At 73.8% G+C, this 21,324-nt stretch carries 15 protein-coding genes; 3 read left to right on the top strand and 12 right to left on the bottom strand.

The window, feature by feature from the left end; all coding sequences use genetic code 11:
* From mycP to ACWEQL_RS23525, 3 genes are all read right to left on the bottom strand, one after another.
* Positions 1-1,264, bottom strand: a 1,264-nt coding sequence (gene mycP, locus ACWEQL_RS23535; RefSeq protein ID WP_452152267.1) for a type VII secretion-associated serine protease mycosin, incomplete at its 3' end; no start/stop codon positions are given.
* A gap of 142 nt (positions 1,265-1,406) precedes the next feature.
* Positions 1,407-2,987 (bottom strand): WXG100 family type VII secretion target, encoded by a 1,581-nt coding sequence (locus tag ACWEQL_RS23530; RefSeq protein ID WP_452152266.1) that lies wholly within the window; start codon positions 2,985-2,987, stop codon positions 1,407-1,409.
* Positions 2,988-3,045: 58 nt separating this feature from the next.
* Positions 3,046-3,567, bottom strand: coding sequence for a hypothetical protein (locus tag ACWEQL_RS23525; protein ID WP_452152265.1), 522 nt, complete (start codon positions 3,565-3,567; stop codon positions 3,046-3,048).
* Between the two features lie 389 nt (positions 3,568-3,956).
* Here ACWEQL_RS23525 and ACWEQL_RS23520 point away from each other — a divergent pair, with 389 nt between their 5' ends.
* Entirely contained in the window at positions 3,957-5,894 is a 1,938-nt protein-coding gene (locus ACWEQL_RS23520) for an FUSC family protein (protein WP_452152264.1), read from the top strand.
* Between the two features lie 99 nt (positions 5,895-5,993).
* On the opposite strand, the gene ACWEQL_RS23515 is transcribed toward ACWEQL_RS23520, so the two are convergent.
* The 7 genes from ACWEQL_RS23515 to rsmI form a co-directional block, all read right to left on the bottom strand.
* Positions 5,994-7,808 (bottom strand): ABC-F family ATP-binding cassette domain-containing protein, encoded by a 1,815-nt coding sequence (locus tag ACWEQL_RS23515; protein ID WP_452152263.1) that lies wholly within the window; start codon positions 7,806-7,808, stop codon positions 5,994-5,996.
* Positions 7,809-7,961: 153 nt separating this feature from the next.
* Positions 7,962-8,891 carry a 4-(cytidine 5'-diphospho)-2-C-methyl-D-erythritol kinase gene (locus ACWEQL_RS23510; protein ID WP_452152262.1) on the bottom strand — a complete coding sequence of 310 codons (930 nt, stop codon included), beginning with the start codon at positions 8,889-8,891 and terminating at the stop codon, positions 7,962-7,964.
* The gene (gene rsmA, locus ACWEQL_RS23505) at positions 8,888-9,787 is read right to left on the bottom strand and encodes a 16S rRNA (adenine(1518)-N(6)/adenine(1519)-N(6))-dimethyltransferase RsmA (protein ID WP_452152261.1); all 900 of its coding nucleotides are present in this window, start codon (positions 9,785-9,787) and stop codon (positions 8,888-8,890) included. Before rsmA ends, ACWEQL_RS23510 begins: the two co-directional genes overlap by 4 nt.
* A gap of 117 nt (positions 9,788-9,904) precedes the next feature.
* A complete protein-coding gene (locus ACWEQL_RS23500) occupies positions 9,905-10,783 on the bottom strand; it encodes a TatD family hydrolase (protein ID WP_452152260.1) in 879 nt (292 codons plus the stop codon).
* Entirely contained in the window at positions 10,783-12,402 is a 1,620-nt protein-coding gene (gene metG / locus ACWEQL_RS23495) for a methionine--tRNA ligase (RefSeq protein ID WP_452152259.1), read from the bottom strand. Before metG ends, ACWEQL_RS23500 begins: the two co-directional genes overlap by 1 nt.
* 150 nt (positions 12,403-12,552) lie before the next feature.
* Positions 12,553-12,978: a hypothetical protein gene (locus ACWEQL_RS23490; RefSeq protein ID WP_452152258.1), complete on the bottom strand. Its 426-nt coding sequence runs from the start codon at positions 12,976-12,978 to the stop codon at positions 12,553-12,555.
* A 227-nt stretch (positions 12,979-13,205) separates the two neighbouring features.
* Positions 13,206-14,084 (bottom strand): 16S rRNA (cytidine(1402)-2'-O)-methyltransferase, encoded by an 879-nt coding sequence (gene rsmI / locus ACWEQL_RS23485; RefSeq protein ID WP_452152257.1) that lies wholly within the window; start codon positions 14,082-14,084, stop codon positions 13,206-13,208.
* Between the two features lie 127 nt (positions 14,085-14,211).
* Here rsmI and ACWEQL_RS23480 point away from each other — a divergent pair, with 127 nt between their 5' ends.
* Both ACWEQL_RS23480 and ACWEQL_RS23475 read left to right on the top strand, forming a co-directional pair.
* The gene (locus ACWEQL_RS23480; RefSeq protein WP_452152256.1) at positions 14,212-16,059 is read left to right on the top strand and encodes a dolichyl-phosphate-mannose--protein mannosyltransferase; all 1,848 of its coding nucleotides are present in this window, start codon (positions 14,212-14,214) and stop codon (positions 16,057-16,059) included.
* Positions 16,060-16,294: 235 nt separating this feature from the next.
* On the top strand, positions 16,295-18,031 hold the full coding sequence (locus ACWEQL_RS23475; RefSeq protein WP_452152255.1) for a penicillin-binding transpeptidase domain-containing protein: 1,737 nt from the start codon (positions 16,295-16,297) through the stop codon (positions 18,029-18,031).
* Positions 18,032-18,106: 75 nt separating this feature from the next.
* Here ACWEQL_RS23475 and ACWEQL_RS23470 read toward each other — a convergent pair whose 3' ends face one another.
* Together ACWEQL_RS23470 and ACWEQL_RS23465 are read right to left on the bottom strand one after the other, a co-directional pair.
* Positions 18,107-19,516: a glycosyltransferase 87 family protein gene (locus tag ACWEQL_RS23470; RefSeq protein WP_452152254.1), complete on the bottom strand. Its 1,410-nt coding sequence runs from the start codon at positions 19,514-19,516 to the stop codon at positions 18,107-18,109.
* 228 nt (positions 19,517-19,744) lie between these two features.
* Positions 19,745-21,256, bottom strand: a complete 1,512-nt coding sequence (locus ACWEQL_RS23465; protein WP_452152253.1) for an amino acid permease — start codon at positions 21,254-21,256, stop codon at positions 19,745-19,747.
* Positions 21,257-21,324 lie beyond the last annotated feature (68 nt).

The raw sequence follows: 21,324 nt of genomic DNA, 5'->3' as shown, positions 1-21,324 counted from the left end.
CGGGCGCGGCCGCCGCGCGGGCGGCGGAGCGCCGGCGCAGCACCAGGACCACCACGACCGCGGCCACCACCACGGCACCCGCCACACCGGCCAGGACGGGCAGCGCGCTCCCCGAGTCCGCGCCGTCGTCCGCCTTCGGCTGCCCGGCGGGAGCCGGCGCGGCCGCCGTCGAGCTCTGGGCCTCGCTCGGCGCCGCCGTGGGCTTGCCGGAGGCCTGCGGGGCCCCCGAGGCGGTCGCCCCGGGCACCGGCGCCTGGGTGGCCCCGGGCGCCGCCAGCGGGTTCACGTCCGCCGGACCGGGGTCACCGGGCGTGGTGAGCGCGATCCGGGGGCGGACGATGCCGAAGCCGAGGAAGTCGTTGCGGTTGGAACCGTCCTCCGGCTTGCCCGCCGTGTTGATGAGGACGCGGGTGATCTGGTTCGGCGTCCAGTCCGGGTGCGCGGCCCAGAGCAGCGCGGCCGAGGCCGAGACCAGGGCTGTCGCCTCAGATGTTCCGTTCCCCTTGCAGTAGCCGGATTCATTGGTGCACGCGCCGTAGATCTCGGCTCCCGGCGCGGTCAGGTCCACCTGGGGACCTCGCTCCGAGATCGCGGTCACATTGCCGTCCCTGTCCGTCGCGCCGACGCCGATGACCGGCCCCAGCGCACCCGGGTACTCAACGGGGTTCCCCTTGTCCCCGGAGTTCCCGACGCTCGCCACGACCATCGCACCCTTGGCATTGGCATGGGCCACCGCGTTCTTCAGCGCGGTCTCGTCGGCGGCCGACGCATTGCTCGCTGCGGTTCCCTGCGAGACGCTGATGATCTTGGCACCTTGGTCCGCGGCGTAGACGATGGCCTGGCTGATCTGGCCGAGAAACTCGGACGGGGACACCGGGGCACCGGTATTGCCCTCATTTTTGATCTTGAGTGGCAGCACCTTCGCCTCGGGCGCCAGACCGTACGCACCCTTGCCGCCCTTGCCCTTGCCGGTGCCGACGATGACTGAGGACATGTTGGTGCCGTGGCCGTCGCGGTCCTCACCTAGCCCCCCGGGAAGACCGCTGAAGTCCTTCCCCGGGAGGAACTGGCCGACCAGGTCGGGGTGATCTAGCTTGAAGCCACTGTCGATCACCGCGACCGTCACACCGCGGCCCTTGCTGATCTTCCACATGTCCGGCGCCTTCATGGCATCCAGGTGCCACTGCAGGTCCCGGATCGAGTCCGCCGCCGCCGCGGGCGCCACCGCCGGACCCGCGATCACGCCCGCCGCCAGCAGTGCCACCGCGAATCCCCGTGCGCGCGCCCGTCCGTACGTCCGCCGCATACCAGTTCCCTCGTCCTTCTCCCCGTCGGCCGAGGACCGCGCCCCGGACAGGTCTGCCCGGCCACCGGCGGGTGCCGGCGGCCGGGCAGGTGTTCCAGTCCTACTCAATCACGCCCGGATTGCTCTGCGGCGTACCGCTGGTCCAGGTCTCCTCGTCCTCGTGCAGGTAGTCGGCCCGCTTGCGACGGTCGCGCTCGTTCTTGCCCGCCGCAGCGGCGCCCTGGCCGCCCATCATGCCGCCCTGGGCACCACGGCCCGCGCCCTCGGCGCCGGCACCCGTACCCGCGCGGTTGCGCAGTCCGCTGCCGCCCGGCGTGAACTCGCCGCCGACCGCCGGTCCCTTGCGACCGCCGACCACGCCGCCGCTGGTCGAGGTCAGCCCCCGGCCGCGTGCGCTGCCGCCGGACGCGCCGCCGTGGCCGCCCATGCCGTGCATGCCGCCACCGCCCGGGATGCCGGTCGCGCCGGTGCCGCCGCGGCCGCCCTGCCCGCCCTTGTCGGGGCCGAACACGTGGCCGCCCGCGGGGGTGCTGCGCGGCGGCAGGTTGCCGTTGCTCGTCCCGCTCTTGGGCTGGAAGGAGCCGCCCGTGGTGGGCAGGTGGGGGATGTTGTAGCCACCCGAACCGCCCGGACCGGTGGGACCGGGGGGAATGCCCTGACCCCCGCCCGACACGACCGGCGGCCGGTTGAAGTTGTCCGCCCCGGGCACGGTGGTGTTCGGGGTCGTCGGCGTGGGCGGCAGGCTGTTCAGGTTGGTACCGGGTGGGGTGTTGTCCGGGTGACCCATCGGGGGCGGGGTGATGCTCCCCGGGTCGCCCGGCATGGGCGACGGGGTCGGGTGCTGGGGCGGCGGAACGCTCCCGGGGTTCCCGGGCATCGTCGTGCCGGGGTGCGACGGAACGGAACCGCCGCTGTCGCCACCGCCGGACCGCTTCGGCGGAACGTAGGTGTCGGTGCCCGTGTCACCCCTCGGACGACGGGTCGAACCGCCACCGGACCCGACACCCCCGCCACCACCCGAGCCGTCGGGAACACCTTCCAGGTCGCTTCGGCCACCGCTCCCCGGGGGCTGCGGCAGCTCCGGCTGCTGGAGCGAGTTCAGCTTGGTGGTCGCCGCCTGGTAGGCCTGGCTCAGCTTCTCCAGCTGGTGGATGGCCTCCTGGTGCGCGACGTAGACCCGCTTCTGCGCGGCCTTCGCCTCGGCGTCGGTCACCCAGTCCGAGTTGATCTTGTTCGCGACGGTGTCGGCCGCGGCCTCGCCGCCGCCGAACCCGAACACGAAGCCCGCCACGCCACCGACCTGCTTGACCGCGGCCGGCTGCTTGGCGTGCTTGTCCACCGCGGCGATGTCCGAGTGCGGCACCTCGGGCACACCGGTCTTGACGGTGCTGAGGACCTCGCCCGCCTGCACCATCGTCTCGCCGACGCTGCGCGAGTACTCGCCGATCTGGACGGCCGACTTGTTGAGGTTGGTCGCCCAGGTCTTGAAGCTCTCGGCCGCGGGCCCCTCCCACTCGATCTGCCCGAGGTGGGCGTTGAGGGCCTTGCCGAGGTCCTCCAGGAGCCGCCCGGCCGCACGCAGCTTTCCGCCGCGGTCGAGGACCTTGTCCGGGCTGGTGTTGGCGACCATCGCCTTGAGCTTGGCGTGGTCGATGCCCTCGAAGTTGGTTCCGCCTGCCATCAGTTACCCCCCGTCACGGTGAAACGCCCGCGCCTGTCCGTCATCACTGCCCCGGCCATCAGTAGCTCGACTTCTTCGACGGGGCGGGACCACCCGGCGCCACCGCGTTCACCGCGGCCGTCTGGTGCTCCTCGTTGCCGCCGTAGTTGCCGGCGGTCTTGCCCACGGCCTGGATCATCGCGTCGATCTGCTGGAGCAGCGACTTGCACAGCGTGACCAGTACCGGCTGGACCTTGTCGTACGCCGCCATCAGGTCGGTCGACTCCGAGAACCCCGAACCCAGGTTGGCCTGGTTCAGGTTCTGGCCCTGGAGCAGGAACGGCGAGGCGGGTGTGCCCTCCAGTTCCGTCAGCAGCTGGCTGACCTTCTTGCGGAAGGCCTCCAGCGACTCCAGCTCGACCTTGACGTCCTTGGAGCCGAGTCCTGCCGCCAGCGAACCGGCGGTGTTGTTCACCTGGATCAGACCCTTGACCTTGGAGAACAATCCCTCGCCGAGTGACCATGCCGGCGGCAGGCTGACACCGGGGGCGTACGTGCTGCTCCCGCCACCCGTGCCGCCGCCTGTGGGCTCGTCTGCCACAGCAATCCACCTCTCCCCCGTGTGCGGGGCGCCCCGTTCGGCCCGCCACACCGCAACACACCGTCAACTTCTCGGTCGTACAGCCTTACTCGGCGCGCTCCCCGCCCTGGGGGACAGACGCCGCCGCAGCCATCGTAGCCACCACCCCCGTCGCACCGGCAGGGCCCATGGCACGGACGGGCGCGATCGGTACGAACTTGACACGTACACAGGCGCGTCACGACCCGGCCGACACCCCGCGCCCACCCCGCCGTCACAAGCCCCCGCGCTAGAATGGCGCCACCCGGTTCGGACCGGTACGACCTCATCTGCCGCGCAGTGTCGCACAGCAGCGACCGGAGCTCCCCCCACCTCATCCGGGGGCGGCCCAGCAGCGGATTGGACGTCACATGGTGCCCCCGCAGGACCTCTCGGCCGCCTCCGCGTCGCCCTGGTGGGCGCGGGCCGCCCGGCCCGCGCGGCCGCCGCTGCCGGTCGGGCCGATGCTCCGGGCGGCCGCCGGAATGGCGGTGCCGCTCGCCGTGGGGCTGCTGACCGACCGCCTGGACCTCGCCGTCTTCGCCGGGCTCGGCGCGATGCACGCCACCATGAACGACCGGAACGAGCCGACCCGGCTGCGCGCGCCCCGGATCGCCTCGGCCGTCCTGGCCTCGGCCCTCGGGATGCTGATCGGCGGCGCGCTCCAGCATCACGGCGCCGGCCACCTCGCCCTCGCCGCCGCCCTCACGGCGACCGCCTTCGCCTCCGGGGCGCTGAGCGCCACCGGGCCGCGCGGTTCGGCTGCCGGGATGCTGCTGCTGGTGTCGGCGGCGCTCGGCAGCGGCATGCCGCCGGCCCGGCCGTGGTGGGCGGCGGCACCGATGATGCTGGCCGGGGCGGCGTTCGTGATCGTGCTCGGGCTGCCGCGCCGGGGCCGCCGCGGCGCCGGTGGTGATCCGCGCGTCCGGGCGCTCGCGGCCGCGTACGACGCGCTCGGACGGACCCTCGCCGACCTCGGGACGCCGCGGGGCGCGGGCTCCCGCCAGGTGCTGACGGCCCGCCTGAACGACCTCCAGGACCTCCTCCCGGCCACCCGTTCCCCCGATTCGCCGCGGACCGCACGGCTGCGCCGGATGTACGAGGCCGCGCTGGCCGCGACCGAGGCGGCGACCGGGCTGCTCTGGGCCTGGCGGCCGGTGCCGCCCGAGGTGGCCGCCGTCCCCGGCCTGCTGGCCCGGGCGGTGGAGCGGGGCGGCGGTGAGGTGGCGGTGCCCGACTGGGGGCCCGACACCCCGTCCCGGCGGGCGCTGGACGCGGCGCTGCGTGCGGCGGCCGACACGGTGGCGGGCCGCCCGGCCGTCCTGGGCACCGCGCCGCCCCCGCCCCCGGACCCGTGGCGGCTGCGGGTGCGGCTGCTCTCCCGGGGCTCGGTCCGGTACGGGCTGCGGGTGGCCCTGTGCATCGCGGTGGGCCAGGCGGCGACGGCCGCGCTGCCGCTCAGCCGGAGCTACTGGGTGCCGATGACGATCGCCTTCGTCCTCAAGCCGGACCTGGGCTCGGTGTTCCTGCGCGCGGTCAGCCGCTCGGTGGGCACCGTGCTGGGGGTGGCGGTGACGGCGGCGGTGCTGTCGCTGACCACCGACGACTGGGCGCTGACCGCGATCGCCGCCCTCTGCGTGGCGCTGCTGCCGTACGTCACGGCGGCCCACTACGGGCTGAACACGGTGGTGATGACGCCGATGGCGCTGATCCTGCTGCAGCTGGGCGGGCAGAGCGGCGCGGCCGAGTTCTGGCCGCGGGTCCTGGACACCGTGCTGGCCAGCGCCATCGTGCTGCTCTTCGGCTACCTGCTCTGGCCGGAGCGGCCCCGGCACCGGATCGAGCCCCGGCTGGTGGCCGCGACCGCCGCGCTGCGGGCCTACCTCGCCTCGGTAACCCGGCCCGCCGAGGAGCCGGTCGCCGAGGTGTGGCTGCGCCGCACCGCGTACCGGGCGCTGGCGGACGCCCGGCAGGAGGTGGAGCACGGACTGGCCGAACCGCCGCCCACCGGACGGCTGGCGGAGCAGTGGCTGCCGGCCACGGCGGCACTGGAGCGACTGTCGGGCGCGGTGGCGGCGTACGCGGCGCAGCTGCGCTACGGCGGGCGGGTGCCGGACCGGGCGGAGGTGGAGCGGGTCCGCCGGGCGCTGGACGACCTCACGGCCGCCGCCCGCGCCCACCGCCCGCCGACCCGTGCGGCGGCCCGGCCGACCCGGCCGCACGACCCGACGCGCAGTGCGCTGGGCCGTGCGGCGGACGAGCTCGAAACGCTGCTCCACAGCGGGCGGCACGGCGGCCGGGCCGGCTGACGGGCCCCGCCGGACAACGACCGGCGACCGACGACCCGTGAACCGGGCGACCGGCAACCGGCAACCGGCAACCGGCAACCGGCCGGACCGGACGCCGGGTCAGACCTGCTCGGCCAGCTCCAGCCAGCCCATCTCCAGCTCCTCCTTCTCGTCCCGGACGGCGCGCAGCTGCGCGTCCAGCTCGGCGACCTTGGAGAAGTCGGCGGCGTGCTCGGCGAGCTGGGCGTGCAGCTTGGACTCCTTCTCGTCCAGCTTGGCGATCTGCCGCTCCAGCTTCTGCATCTCCTTCTTGGCGGCCCGGACGTCCCCGGCCGACTTCGCCGGGGCCTCGGCGGCCGCGGGCGCCTGGGCGGCCTGGGCGGAGGCGGCGGCCGCGGCGGCCATCCGGGCCCGCCGCTCCAGGTACTCGTCGACGCCGTTCGGCAGCATCCGCATCTTCTTGTCGCCGAGCAGCGCGTGGACGACGTCGGTGGTCCGCTCGATGAAGAAGCGGTCGTGGCTGATCACGACCATCGAGCCGGGCCAGCCGTCGAGGAGGTCCTCCAGCTGGTTGAGGGTCTCGATGTCGAGGTCGTTGGTGGGCTCGTCGAGGAAGAGCACGTTGGGCTCGTCCATCAGCAGGCGCAGCAGCTGGAGCCGGCGGCGCTCGCCGCCGGACAGGTCGCCGACCGGGGTCCACTGCTTGTCCTTGCCGAAGCCGAACTGCTCGCACAGCTGGCCGGCGCTCATCTCCCGGCCCTTGCCGAGGTCGACCCGGGAGCGCACCTGCTCCACGGCCTGCAGCACCCGGGTGGTCGGCTCCAGCTCGGCGACCTCCTGGGAGAGGTAGGCGAGCCGTACGGTCTTGCCGACCTTGATCACGCCGGACTCCGGCTGGACGTCGCCCTCGGAGGCGTAGGCGTCGCGCAGGGCGCGCAGCAGCGAGGTCTTGCCGGCGCCGTTGACGCCGAGCAGGCCGATCCGGTCGCCGGGGCCGAGCTGCCAGGTGAGGTTCTCCAGCAGCAGCTTGGGGCCGGCGGTGACGGTGACGTTCTCCAGCTCGAAGACGGTCCGTCCGAGCCGGGCGTTGGCGAACTTCATCAGCTCGCTCTTGTCGCGGGGCTCCGGCACATCGGCGATCAGGGCGTTGGCGGCCTCGATGCGGTAGCGCGGCTTGGAGGTCCGGGCGGGGGCGCCGCGGCGCAGCCAGGCGAGCTCCTTGCGGGCGAGGTTCTGGCGCTTCTGCTCCTCCACGGCCTCGATCCGGGAGCGCTCGGCGCGGGCGAAGACGTAGTCGGAGTAGCCGCCCTCGTACTCGTGGACGGAGCCGTGCTGGACGTCCCACATCCGGGTGCAGACCTGGTCGAGGAACCAGCGGTCGTGGGTGACGCAGACCAGGGCGGAGCGGCGGTTCTGGAGGTGCTTGGCGAGCCAGGCGATGCCCTCGACGTCGAGGTGGTTGGTGGGCTCGTCCAGGATGATCAGGTCGGGCGAGCCGAGCAGCAGCTTGGCGAGGGCGATCCGGCGGCGCTCGCCGCCGGAGAGCGGGCCGATCACGGTGTCCAGGCCGTCGGCGAAGCCGGGCAGGTCGAGGCCGCCGAAGAGGCCCTCGATGATGTCGCGGATCCGGGCGTCGCCGAGCCACTCGTGGTCGGCGCGGTCGGCGATCACCTCGTGCCGGATGGTGGCCTGCGGGTCCAGCGAGTCGTGCTGGGTGAGGACCTCCATCTGCAGACCGCCGGAGTGGGTGATCCGCCCGCCGTCCGGCTCCTCCAGCTTGGCGAGCATCCGGATCAGGGTGGTCTTGCCGTCGCCGTTGCGGCCGACGACGCCGATCCGGTCGCCCTCGCTGACGCCGAGGCTGACCCCGTCGAGGAGGGCCCGGGTGCCGTAGACCTTCGTGACGGACTCGATGGTGGCGAGGTTGACGGCCACGTGTGCTGCGCTCCTGGGGTTCGACGGTCTCGGGGTGAGCCCCGACCCACCCAGCCTAGTCGGCCCGCGGCCGGTGCCCGGCCGTCGTTCACCCCGGCCGGCGCCCATCCCCGCCGGGTACGGCCCCGGTTCCCGCGCGGCGCGGTCGGCGGCTCAGCCCCCGGTCACCGCCGCCCCGGGCACCGGCCCGTGGGTGGCGTGCGCGGCCCGGCAGGTGCCGGAGGCGAGCAGGGCCTCGGCGACGGCGGCCGCGGCCGCGGCGTCCTTGACCAGGAAGGCGCAGGTCGGCCCCGAGCCGGAGACCAGGGCGCCGATCGCCCCGGCCTCGGTGCCGGCCCGCAGGGTGGCCGCGAGCGAGGGCCGCAGCGACAGGGCGGCGGGCTGGAGGTCGTTGACGAGGGCGGCGGCCAGCGCGACCGGGTCACCGCCGGCGAGGGCGGCGAGCAGCGCCGGGTCGGCGTCGGGGGTCGGGACGTCGGCCTCGCCGCTGCCGCCGCCGGCCTCCTCGCGCAGCCGGTCGCACTCGCGGAACACGGCGGGGGTGGAGAGGCCGCCGTCGGCGACCGCGAAGACCCAGTGGTAGCTGCCGGTGACCGGCAGCGGCTCCAGGATCTCGCCCCGGCCGCGGCCCAGCGCGACTCCGCCGACCAGGGCGAACGGCACGTCGGAGCCCAGCTCGGCGGCCAGTTCCAGCAGCGTCCCGAAGGGGGTGTCCAGCTTCCACAGGGCGTCGCAGGCGACCAGGGCGGCCGCCCCGTCGGCGCTGCCGCCGGCCATGCCGCCGGCCACCGGGATGGCCTTGGTGATGTGCAGGTGGACGTCGGGGGCGGGCAGGCCGTGGTGGGCGGCGAGCAGGTGGGCCGCGCGGGCGGCGAGGTTGCTGTCGTCGAGCGGGACGACGTCGGCGTCCGGCCCGGTGCAGCCGAGGGTGACGCCGGCGCCGGGGCGGCCGGCCTCGGCGGTCACCTCGTCGCCGAGGGCGACCGCGAAGAAGACGTTGGCCAGGTCGTGGAAGCCGTCGGCGCGCAGTCCGCCGACCCCCAGCTGGACGTTGACCTTGGCGGGGACGCGGACGGTGATCACTCGGACTCCGACGGCTCGGGCCTGTGCTCGGCGATGGCGGCGAACTGTTCGACGGTGAGCATCTCGCCGCGCAGCTTGTGGTCGATCCCGGCGGCGGCGAGCGCCTGCTCGGCCCGGGCGGCGGAGCCGGCCCAGCCGGCCAGCGCGGCACGCAGGGTCTTGCGGCGCTGGGCGAACGCGGCGTCGACCACCGCGAACACCTGCTCGCGGGTGGCGGTGGTGCTCGGCGGATCGCGGCGGACCAGCGAGACCAGGCCGGAGTCGACGTTCGGCGCGGGCCAGAAGACGTTGCGCCCGATGGCACCGGCCCGCTTCACGTCGGCGTACCAGTTGGCCTTGACCGAGGGCACCCCGTAGACCTTGTTGCCGGGGCGGGCGGCGAGCCGGTCGGCGACCTCGCTCTGCACCATCACCAGGGTGCGCTCGATGCTGGGGAAGGTCGCGAGCATGTGCAGCAGCACCGGCACGGCCACGTTGTAGGGCAGGTTGGCGACCAGCGCGGTGGGCGCCGGGCCGGGCAGCTCGGTGACCTCCATGGCGTCGCTGAACACCAGGTCGAAGGAGCCGGCCTTGGCGGGCATCCGGGCGGCGACGGTGTCCGGCAGGTGCTGGGCCAGCACCGGGTCGATCTCGACGGCGGTGACGTGCCGCGCCACCTCCAGCAGCGCGAGCGTCAGCGACCCGAGGCCGGGGCCGACCTCGACGACCGCGTCCTCCCCGGTCACCTCGGCGGCCCGGACGATCCGCCGCACGGTGTTGCCGTCGATGACGAAGTTCTGCCCGCGCTGCTTGGTCGGCTTCACGCCGAAGGCGGCGGCCAGCTCCCGGATGTCGGCGGCGCCCAGCAGGTGGCCGTCGACGGGGTGGCTGTCGGAGGTGGGGTCGGTGGTGCTCACGGGCCAAGGATACGGGCGCGCGGACGCCCGGGACCTCGCCCGGGGCCCGCCGGCCGGATCAGCGCCGGATCGGTGCCGGATCCGGACCGGTCCCGGACCGGCGGGAGGAGTCCCGGATCAGTAGTCGAAGGCGCGGGCCGTGTTGGCGGCGATGGCCGTCGCCAGCTCGTCCTCGTGCAGGCCCAGGGTGTCGGCCATCGAGCGGACGGTCACCGGGATCAGGTACGGGGCGTTGGGGCGGCCGCGGTACGGGTGCGGGGTGAGGAAGGGGGCGTCGGTCTCGACCAGGATCCGGTCGAGGGGGGTGACCGCCAGGGCGTCGCGCAGCGGCTGGTTGGCCTTGAAGGTGACCGGCCCGGCGAAGGAGAGGTACCAGCCGTGCTCGGCGCAGACCTTGGCCATCTCCGCGTCGCCGGAGTAGCAGTGGAAGACGGTCCGCTCCGGGGCGCCCTCGGCCAGCAGGACGGCGATGACGTCCTCGTGGGCGTCCCGGTCGTGGATGACCAGGGCCTTGCCGTGCCGCTTGGCGATCTCGATGTGGCGGCGGAAGGACTCCTTCTGGACCTCCACGCCCTCCGGACCGGTCCGGAAGTAGTCCAGGCCGGTCTCGCCGACCGCGCGCACCTGCGGCAGCGCCGCCAGCGCGTCGATCTCGGCGAGCGCCGCGTCCAGCGCGGCCTGCCCGCCCGGCCCGCGGCGCTGGCCGGACCAGTTGTCGGGGTCGCCGAGGAAGATCCGCGGCGCCTCGTTGGGGTGCAGGGCGACGGCCGCGTGCACCTGCTCGAACTCGGCCGCCAGTTCGGCGGCCCAGCGCGAGCCGGGCACGTCGCAGCCCACCTGGACGACCGCGGTCACCCCGACCGAGGCGGCGCGGGCCAGGCCCTCCGCGGGGGCGGCGGACTGCATGTCCAGGTGGGTGTGCGAGTCGGCCACCGCCACGGCCAGCGGAGCGGGCAGCGGCGGCGGGGTCGACCGGTCGTCGTCCTTCTTCGGCATCAGGAGGCCGGCTTCTCTTCCAGACGGGGGAACAGGATCTCGCCCTTGGTGACGGTGGAACCGACGGGCAGCCGGCCCCAGTCCGCCACGGTGGCGACGGTCTGCGCGGAGAGCGCGCCCAGGCCCGGCTCGGCGCCGAGCGAGAGCCACAGCTTCTCGGCGGTGGCCGGCATGACCGGGTTGAGCAGCACGGCGGTGGCCCGCAGCGCCTCGGCGGCGGTGTAGAGGATGGTGGCCAGGCGCGCCCGGCCCTCCTCGGAGTCGTCCTTGGCGACCTTCCACGGCTCCTGCTCGGTGAGGTAGCCGTTGACCTGCTTGACGAACTCGAAGACCGCCGCGAGGCCGCCCGCGAAGTCCAGCTCCTCGCCGATCTTGCGGTCGGCGGTGGCGACGGCCGCGGTCAGCCCGTCCGCGACGGCCTGCTCGGCCGGGCCGTGGGCCGGGGCGGCGGGCAGCGCGCCGTCGAAGTACTTGCCGACCATGGCCGCCACCCGGGAGGCCAGGTTGCCGAAGTCGTTGGCCAGCTCGGAGGTGTACCGGGCGGTGAAGTCCTCCCAGGAGAACGAGCCGTCGGTGCCGAACGGGATCGCCCGCAGGAAGTAGTAGCGGTAGGCGTCCACGCCGAAGTGCGAGGTCAGGTCGGTGGGCGCGATGCCGGTCAGGTTGGACTTGGACATCTTCTCGCCGCCGACCATCAGCCAGCCGTTGGCGACGACCCGCTTGGGCAGAGGCAGCCCGGCGGCCATCAGCATGGCCGGCCAGATCACCGCGTGGAAGCGCAGGATGTCCTTGCCGACCAGGTGCACCGAGGCGGGCCACAGCTTGGCGAAGCGCTCCGGGTCGCTGCCGTAGCCGGCCGCGGTGATGTAGTTCTGCAGCGCGTCCACCCACACGTACAGGACGTGCTTCTCGTCCCAGGGCAGCGGCACGCCCCAGTTGAAGGTGGAGCGGGAGATGGAGAGGTCCTGCAGGCCCTGCTCGACGAAGCGCAGCACCTCGTTGCGGGCGGACTCGGGGGCGATGAAGCCTGGGTTCGCGGCGTAGAACTCCAGCAGCTTCGGGCCGTACGCGGAGAGCCGGAAGAAGTAGTTCTCCTCCTCCAGCCACTCGACCGGCCGCTTGTGCACCGGGCAGAGCTTCTCGTCCGCGGTGGCGCCGTCCAGCAGCTCGGCCGGGAGCTTGTACTCCTCGCAGCCGACGCAGTACGGGCCGGAGTAGCCGCCCTTGTAGATCTCGCCCTTGTCGTACAGGTCCTGGACGAACTCCTGCACCCGGTCGGTGTGGCGCCGCTGGGTGGTGCGGATGAAGTCGTCGTTGGCGATCTCCAGGTGCTCCCAGAGCGGCTTCCAGGCCTCCTCGACCAGCTTGTCGCACCACTCCTGCGGGCTGACGCCGTTGGCCTCGGCGGTGCGCAGGATCTTCTGCCCGTGCTCGTCCGTGCCGGTCAGGTACCAGACCTTCTCGCCGCGCTGGCGATGCCAGCGGGTCAGCACGTCGCCCGCCACGGTGGTGTACGCGTGGCCCAGGTGGGGGCGATCGTTGACGTAGTAGATCGGGGTGGAAACGTAGAACGCGGAGGACGTGTCCCCCGTGGTGCTGTGGTCTGCAGTGGCCGCCATGGTCGGCAAGCTTAGTCGCGTACGACGTCCGCCCTCGACCGGCGACCGGGAGGGCCGCCGGTCGGGGGCGGACACGGGCCCGCGCTCACGCGGGCCCGTCGCGGTGGCCGTGCGGCCGGGCGGACCGCGGCGGCCCGCCCGGCCGTACCGTCAGCCGAACAGCCGCGACCAGAACCGGGCCCAGCGTCCGGGCGGCCCGACCGGCTCGGCCCCCGCGGGTACCGCCTCCGGCTCGGCGTGCGCCGAGTAGCCGGGGGCGTGCTGCCAGAGCTGGTCGGTCATGCTGACCCGCCCCGCCCGCATGATTCTCACGGTGTGTCCCCCGCAGCCGGGGCAGGTCGGCTTCAGCAGCGGCGACGGCACCCGGACTCCGTTGGCGTGGTACTCGAACACCACGTGGCCGTCCTTGGCCCGGTGGTGCTCGATGTCGTACGCCTGCTCCCATCCGTACCCGCAGCTCAGGCACGCGAAGGAGTAGGCCTCCCGAACGGTCTCGACGGGAGTGTGCGTCCGGCCGGGGAACCCGGGGTCGCTCAGCGCGCTGCCACCGAGGGGGCTGCCGATCGTCTCGCTCATAGCGTCTCCCAGCGCCCGCCGGGCCCTCGCCCGGCTCGGGACTTTCTCTCACCGGGGAATGCCCGGAGCACCCCGGCCGATGCCCGCCTTGTGGAAGCTTGGACGCCTGTTGGCCATCCCGATACCGAAGGCGGGGCGGCCTTTGCCGAAGGGCGACCCGAACTTCAGCTCCACCGGGGTTTACCGGGGCCTTCTCTCCAAGGTACGCGCCCCTCGCCGTCGCGGCACTACCTGTCGCCGGCCCCCGGCTTCCCCGGCGCGGCCGCGGCGTTCTTGGCCGCGACCACCGCGTCGAAGACCTCCCGCTTGGGCAGCGACAGCTCGGCCGCGACCGCCGCGATGGCCTCCTTGCGACGCTCGCCGGCCTCCTCCCGGACGGCGACCAGGCGGGCCAGTTCCCCGGGCGTGAGCTCCTCGGGGGCGGCCGGCGGGGCGCCGGCGACGACCACGGTGATCTCGCCCTTGACGCCCTCGGCGGCCCAGGCGGCCAGCTCGCCGATCGGACCGCGCTTCACCTCCTCGTAGGTCTTGGTCAGCTCGCGGCAGACGGCGGCGGGCCGGTCGGCGCCGAACGCCTCGGCCATCGCGGCCAGCGCCTCGGCGATCCGGTGCGGGGCCTCGAAGAAGACCATCGTGCGCGGCTCGGCGGCGACGGTGGCGAGCTGGCGGGAGCGGTCGCCGGCCTTGCGCGGCAGGAACCCCTCGAAGGTGAAGCGGTCCACCGGCAGCCCGGACAGCGCGAGCGCGGTGAGCACCGCGGACGGGCCGGGCACCGCGGTCACCTTGACGTCGGCGGCGACCGCGGCGGCCACCAGCCGGTAGCCGGGGTCGGAGACGGAGGGCATCCCGGCGTCGGTCACCAGCAGCACCCGGGCGCCGCCGAGCAACGCCTCGACCAGTTCGGGGGTGCGGCCGACCTCGTTGCCCTCGAAGTAGGAGACCACGCGTCCGGCCGGGGTCACCCCGAGCGCCTGGGTGAGCCGGCGCAGCCGCCGGGTGTCCTCGGCCGCGATGACGTCCGCGGCGGCCAGCTCGGTGAGCAGCCGGGGCGGGGCGTCCGAGACGTCGCCGATGGGGGTGCCTGCCAGTACCAGAACTCCTGTCACGCCCCCATCCTCCCAGGCGCCGGCCCGCACCCGCCCCGGCGGCCGGGCCGCCGCGCTTTTGGTGACGAACCGGGCAGCTTCGGAGGGAGCCGTACCCCGCCCGGCCGCCGCCCCTACGATGTGGCGGATGAACGGCGACACGGCGGCGCAGACGCCCACTGGTACAGACCACACCCCACCGGGTGGCGTCGACGTGCTGGGCCGGACGGACCAGCCGTCCCCCGCCGTCCCGGCACCGCGCGGGGAACGGCCGCCACAGGACGGGTCACCGCAGGAGGGGCCGCGCCCCGCCCGCACCGACTGGCTGCGCCGCCTGGCCCGGCACGGCTACGCGGCCGCGCCGCCGGCCCCGCTGGCCGAACGCCTGGTGCCGCCGATGCCGGACGGCCCCGGGGTGACCCCGGAGCGGGTGCCGTACCCGCCGCTGCTGGCCCGGGCCGGCATCATGCTGCCGCAGCCCCTGTGGTCCTGGCTCTGCCGCTGGGCCGGCTGGCTGGGGCCGCTGGCGGTGGCGCTGTTCGGCGGGCTGCTGCGCTTCGGCGGGCTCGGCGAGCCGGACGCGATCATCTTCGACGAGACCTACTACGCCAAGGACGCGTACGCGCTCTGGCACGGCGGCTACGAGACCAACTGGTCGGAGAACGCCAACCAGCTGATCATGACGCCCGGCGAGGCCGTCCCGTACCGCTCCGACGCCGCCTACGTGGTGCACCCGCCGGTCGGCAAGTGGATCATCGGCCTGGGCGAGCAGGTCTTCGGGATGAACCCGTTCGGCTGGCGCTCCATGGTCGCGCTGCTGGGCACCCTGTCGATCCTGATGGTGGCCCGGATCGCCCGCCGGCTGTTCCGCTCGACCCTGCTGGGCTGCGTGGCCGGCCTGCTGCTCGCGGTGGACGGACTGCACTTCGTGCTCAGCCGGGCGGCCCTGCTGGACCTCGTGGTGATGTTCTGGATCCTGGCCGCGTTCGGGTTCCTGCTGCTGGACCGCGACCGCACCAGGGCCCGGATCGCCGCCCGGATCGGCCCGGTGGAGAACCCCGGACTGGCCCAGCGGCTCAACCTCGGCTGGCGCCCGTACCGGATCGCCGCCGGCGTCTGCGTCGGCCTGACCTGCGCCACCAAGTGGAGCGGGATGTACGTGGCGGCGGCCTTCGGCATCATGACCGTGCTGTGGGACGTGGGCGCCCGCCGGCTCGCCGGGGCCGGCCGGCCGTACCTGTGGACGCTGGTGCGGGACGCGGTGCCGGCCTTCTGCTCGATCGTGGTGACCTCGCTGGTCGTCTACATCACCTCGTGGTGGGGCTGGTTCGCCAGCAGCAACGTGCCCGGGCAGGGCGGCTGGGGCCGCGACTGGGCGGTCGGCCGGGACGGCGCGACCTGGCTGCCGGAGGGCCTGCGGGCGCTGTGGCACTACCACTCGACGGTCTACGACTTCCACACCAGCCTGACCAGCCCGCACACCTACCAGTCCAACCCGTGGAGCTGGCTGGTGGTCGGGCGGCCGGTCTCCTTCTTCTACGAGTCCCCGAAGTTGGGCCAGAACGGCTGCACCGCCAACGAGTGCGCCCGTGAGGTGCTCGGCATCGGCACGCCCCTGCTCTGGTGGGCGGGCGTGGTGGCGCTGGTCTACTGCCTGTACCGCTGGGCGGCGCGGCGCGACTGGCGGGCCGGCGCGCTGCTGTGCGGCCTGGCGGCGGGCTACCTGCCCTGGTTCGCCTACCAGCACCGGACGATCTTCCTGTTCTACGCGGTCGCCTTCGTCCCGTTCCTGGTGCTGGCGGTGACCATGCTGATCGGCGCGGTGATCGGACCGGCCGGGGCCACCCGGGACCGCCGGGTCGTCGGCGGCACGGTGGCCGGCCTGCTGGTCCTGCTGATCATGTGGAACTTCCTGTTCTTCCACCCGCTCTACACCGGCCAGACGATCCCGATGGACGACTGGCGCCAGCGGATGTGGTTCAACAGCTGGATCTGACGGCGGCCGGATCCGGCCGCCGTCACGCCCCGTCACCGGCGCCCCTCCGGGCACATCCGGGTGACCCGGCGGGATCCCGTCCGTGCCGCCCGGGTACGCGACACGTACCAGATCCGTCACAAGAACCGTTCGTTTCGTGAGCGTACGGTGCGGCTCTGCCTACCCTGAGGACCGAACGGGTATCCGGCCCCCGCCGGCCGCCCGCCAGCCGTCCGACCCTTGGGGGAACAGCACCATGCGCAGAGGCGCGAAGATCGGCATCATCTCGGGCGTGTCCGTCGCTCTGCTGGCGGGCGGTGGTTACGGTGCGTACAGCCTCGTCGGCGGTTCGGACGACGCGAAGGCCGACGGGCCGAAGCCCCGCACGGTGCTGGCCGAGCCGCCGACGCCGGAGCAGGCCGCGGCCGGGGCCAAGGCCTTCCTGGACGCCTGGGCGGCCGGGGACATCTCCAAGGCGGCCGGGCTCACCGACAACCCGGGCGCCGCGACGACCGCGCTGGGCGCCTTCCGGGACAAGGTCAAGCCGACCTCGCTGGCGCTGACCGCGGGCGGCCCCGCCGAGCCGACCGCCTTCGCCAGCGCCACCGGGACGCCGGCCCCGACCAAGGCCGCGACCCCGGCCGCCACCCCGGGAGCCTCCGGCGCGCCGTCCTCGCCGGCCGCGACCCCGGGGCCGTCCGGGCTGCTGATGGGCTTCAAGGCGAAGGCCGAGTTCGAGGGCACCAACAAGACCTGGGACTACAACGGCTTCCTCAGCGTGCTGAAGATGAGCGACAACACGGTCGCCGTCCGCTGGGACCCGACGGTGATCCACCCCAAGCTCGGCCAGGGCGAGACGATCTCCACCGAGAAGATCTTCTCCCAGCCGAGCAGCGTGACGGACCGCAACGGCAAGGCGATCCAGTCCCCCACCTTCACCGCCGCCCGGCTGACCCGCCTGCAGGCGACCGCCGCCGCGCTCGCCAAGGACGACCCGAACGCGGACCAGAGCGACGCGGGCACCGGCGTGGTCATCACCGGCCCGAACTCCACCGAGACCATCTACAAGGTCGTCGAGCCCAAGCCCGCCAAGCCGCTGAAGCTCACCATCGACGGCGCGCTCCAGGCGGCGGCCGACAAGGCGATCGCCGACCTCAAGGGCAAGCCGGGCTCGATCGTGGCCATCGAGCCGAGCACCGGGCACGTGCTGGCCTTCGCCAACTCGGCCGGTGAGTTCAACCGCGCCTTCGACGGCAAGCAGCCGCCCGGCTCCACGATGAAGATCGTGTCCGCCACCGCGCTGCTGGAGGCCGGGGTCACCCCCGACACCGTCGTCCCCTGCCCGGAGAAGAGCACCAACGCGGTCGCCATCCCGAACTCGTTCCCGGGCGCCTTCCCCACCAACACCCTCAAGCAGGACTTCATGATGTCCTGCAACACCGCCTTCATCGAGCAGGGCCGCACCAGCCTCAAGCCGGCCACCCTGGGCACCACCGCCAAGGAGGTCTTCGGCATCGGCCTGGAGTGGAAGACCGGTCTGCAGAACGCCGACGGCGTGGTGCCGGACCCGGGCTCCAACAAGGACGAGTGGGCGATGCAGATGATCGGCCAGGGCAAGGTCCAGATGAACCCGCTGGCCATCGCCTCGATCACCGCCACCGTCAAGTCCGGCGAGTTCAAGCAGCCGATCCTCGTCCCGGGCCTGCCCCAGCAGAAGGCGCCGCGCGCGCTGTCGCCCGAGGTCGCGGCCGGGGTGCGCTCGATGATGGCCGCCACCGCCAAGGACGGCACCGCCAAGGGCGCGATGAGCGGCGTCAGCGGGGACGTCGGCGCCAAGACCGGCTCCGCCGAGGCCACCGGGATCACCACCACCAACAGCTGGTTCACCGCCTACCGGGGCAACCTGGCGGTCGCCGCCGAGGTCGAGGGCGGCGGTCACGGTGCCGACGCCGCCGGTCCCGCGGTCGCCTCGGTCCTGATGGCCGGCCGCTGACGGATCCGGCCGGGCCCGGCCCGGCCCCGGTTTCCCCTCCGGTCCAGCCCCCGCCCCGCCCTCGCCGGCCCGGCCTCAGCGCCGGGGCAGGAGGGGGGCGGGGCGGGCCAGCAGGCAGCTCGTCGTGGCCGGCGGACCGGCGCTCCACCGCCGGGCCGCCAGCCGCGGCCAGATCACCAGCACCGCGGGCAGCGCCAGATAGCCGAAGCGCCCCGCCGGGGCCAGCATGAAGGCGATCGTCAGCCCCGCCGCCAGCAGGTCGGCCGCGGCGATCGCCGAGACCGGCGGACGGGCCAGCAGCCAGATCGCCACCCCCAGCCCGCCGACGGTCATCAGCGCCAGCGAGACGGTGTGCCCGGTCGGGCCGAACCCGGCCAGCACCTTGCCGGGCAGCGGGCTGCCCGCCGGCGTCTGGATCGCGGTGAGGCCGAGCGGGAAGCGCACCACCTGCTCGCGCAGGGCGTCCGCCCGGGCCAGCGCGGCCGGCAGCATCACCGCCAGGCCCGCGCCCAGCGCGGTCAGCCCGGCCCGGGCGGCCGGCCTCCGCCCGTACAGCCGCCACAGCAGCAGGACGGCCACCGGCAGCGCCGGCCAGGCCGTCCACTTGAGGGTGCAGGCGAGGGCCAGCACCAGCCCGGCGCCGAGGGTGCGGTCCCGTTCGGCCAGTGCCATCGCCAGGCAGAGCACGCCGATCAGCGGCAGGTCCACCCCGCCGACCACCAGGGCCAGCGCGATCAGCGGCGAGGCGGTGAGGACGGCCAGCGGCAGCAGCGGGGCCCGGTCGCGGTTCGGGCGCAGCAGCCGCCAGCTGGCCAGCAGACAGCCCAGGAAGGCCAGCGCGAACCAGATCCGGGCGTCCCCGACCATCTGGACCATCGCGTTGTCGTCCCCGACCACGGCGCGCGGCATGCCGAACAGCGTCATCGCGGGCAGGTACGGGTTGTAGTCGCCGACCACGACCGGGTCCTCCAGGTACGGACTGCCGGTGCTGAGCAGCAGGTGGGCGGAGCGTTCGACCACCATCACCTCGGACTGGTAGCGCCCTTCCAGGGCCAGGATCGCCAGCGGGACCAGGACCGCGCCGACCAGTGCGGCGCCCGCGGCCGCCCGGGCGGCGAAGGGACGCGGCAGGACCAGGCAGAGCACCCCGGCGAGGAGGTAGGAGGGGGCGGCGACGCTGCCCCAGAGCCGCTGGTTGCCGAGGTCGGAGATCAGCGGGAAGGCGAACGCCCAGCCGGCCGCGATCAGGCAGCCGAGGAACTGGACGCCGGGGAGTCCGGCGAGCCGGGCGGGATTCAGCCGATCGGGCGGATCGCCCGTGCCCCCGTCGCCACGCTGGCGGGGGAGCGGCCGGGGGGCCAGTCCGCGGCGCAGGCGTCCCTGCCGGGCCGGCGGTCCGGCCGCGGAGGGTTGGGCCGGCGTTCCGCTCCGACCGGTGAAGCGGCCGCGCGGGCGGGACTGGCCGGGCGTGCGGGTGCTCACCATGGTGGAAGGTTATGGGTGGGGGCCGCGCCCTGTCGCCCATGTCGGGAAAGGGAGTGTCCGCCGGACGCCACGGGCCGCCGGCCGGGAGATCGGCCGGCGGCCCGTGGGGCGGGATCCGAGGGGGATCCCGCCGGGGGTCCTGCGGGGTGCCGCTGGGGTGCTGCAGGGGGCTGCGCGGGGGGGGGCTGCCGGCGTGCCGCCGGAGTCCGGCAGGGGTGCTGCCGGTGCTCAGCCGACCTTGGTGTCGGCCGGGGCGGGCGCCTCGGCCCCGGCGGCCGGCTCCTGGCGGTTCAGCTTGGAGTTCTTCATGCCGTAGCCGAAGTACACGGCCAGACCCACGACCAGGGCGATCGCACCGGCCCGGAAGGTGTCGGCGTGCAGGTCCTTGATCAGGAAGGCGCAGAAACCGATGCTGAGCAGCGGGACGACCGGGTAGCCCGGGACCTTGAAGCCGCGCGGCAGGTCGGGCTGGGTCCGGCGGAGCACCATGACACCGATGCTGACCACGGCGAAGGCGACCAGGGTGCCGAGGCTGGTGATGTCCGCGAGCACCCGCAGCGGCACGAAGGCGGCCAGCGCGCCGACGCCGACGCCGACGACCAGGGTGTTCCAGACCGGGGTGCCGGTGCGCGGCGAGACCTGGGCGAAGCGCTTGGGCAGCAGGCCGTCGCGGCCCATCGAGTACAGGATGCGGGTCTGGCCGTAGATCACCACGAGGGTGATGCTGAAGATCGAGATGATCGCGCCGACCGCGAAGAGCATCGCGGGCCAGCCCTGGCCGGTGACGTCCTGGAGGATCTGGGCGAGGCCGGCCTCCTGGCCGTCGAACTTCTCCCAGGGCTGGGCGCCGAGGGCGGTGAGGGCCACCAGGATGTAGATCAGGGTGACCACGATCAGCGAGATGATGATCGCCATCGGAAGGGTGCGGCGCGGGTTCTTGACCTCCTCACCGGCGGTGGACACGGCGTCCAGGCCGATGAACGAGAAGAAGATCGTCGAGGCCGCGACCTGCACGCCGGCGAAGCCGAGCGGCATGAACGGGGTCAGGTTGCCCGAGCGGAAACCGGTCAGGCCGACGCAGACGAAGAGCACCAGGATGGCGATCTTGATCGCGACCATGATCGCGTTGACCTTGACCGACTCGCTGACGCCGCGCACCAGCAGGAAGCAGACCATGGCGACCAGCAGCACGGCGGGCAGGTTGAACACGCCGCCGTCGCCGTTGCCGGGCGCGCTGGAGAGCGCGGCCGGGATCTGGTGGCCGACGGCCAGGTCGAGGAACTTGTTCAGGTACTCGGCCCAGGAGACCGCGATCGCGGAGGCCGAGACGCCGTACTCCATCAGCAGGCAGATGCCGACGCCGAACGCGACGCCCTCGCCGAGCGTGGCGTAGGCGTACGAGTAGGAGGAACCGGAGACCGGGATCGCGGAGGCCATCTCGGCGTAGCAGAGCGCGGTGAGACCGGCGGTGACCGCGGCGATCACGAAGGAGATGATCACGGCCGGGCCGGCGCCGGGCACCGCGCTGGAGAGCACGAAGAAGATGCCGGTGCCGATGGTGGCGCCGATGCCGATCGCCGAGAGCTGCCAGAGGCCGATCGAACGCCGCAGGTGGATGCCGGAGCGTCCGCCCTCTTCGGGCGCGCCGGCCGGGAGGGCGTCCTTGCCCTCGCTCTCGGCTATCAGGGTGGCTACGGGCTTACGTCGCAGCAGACGCTCGCCGAGGGTGTTGCTGGCCAAAACGGGATCCTTCTAGGCGGAGGAGGGTGTCCTAGCGGCCGGTCACCCGATGCCTCACTGGGTGTCAT

Source organism: Kitasatospora sp. NPDC004240 (assembly GCF_053603215.1).
This window is presented reverse-complemented; position numbering and strand designations above follow the sequence as displayed.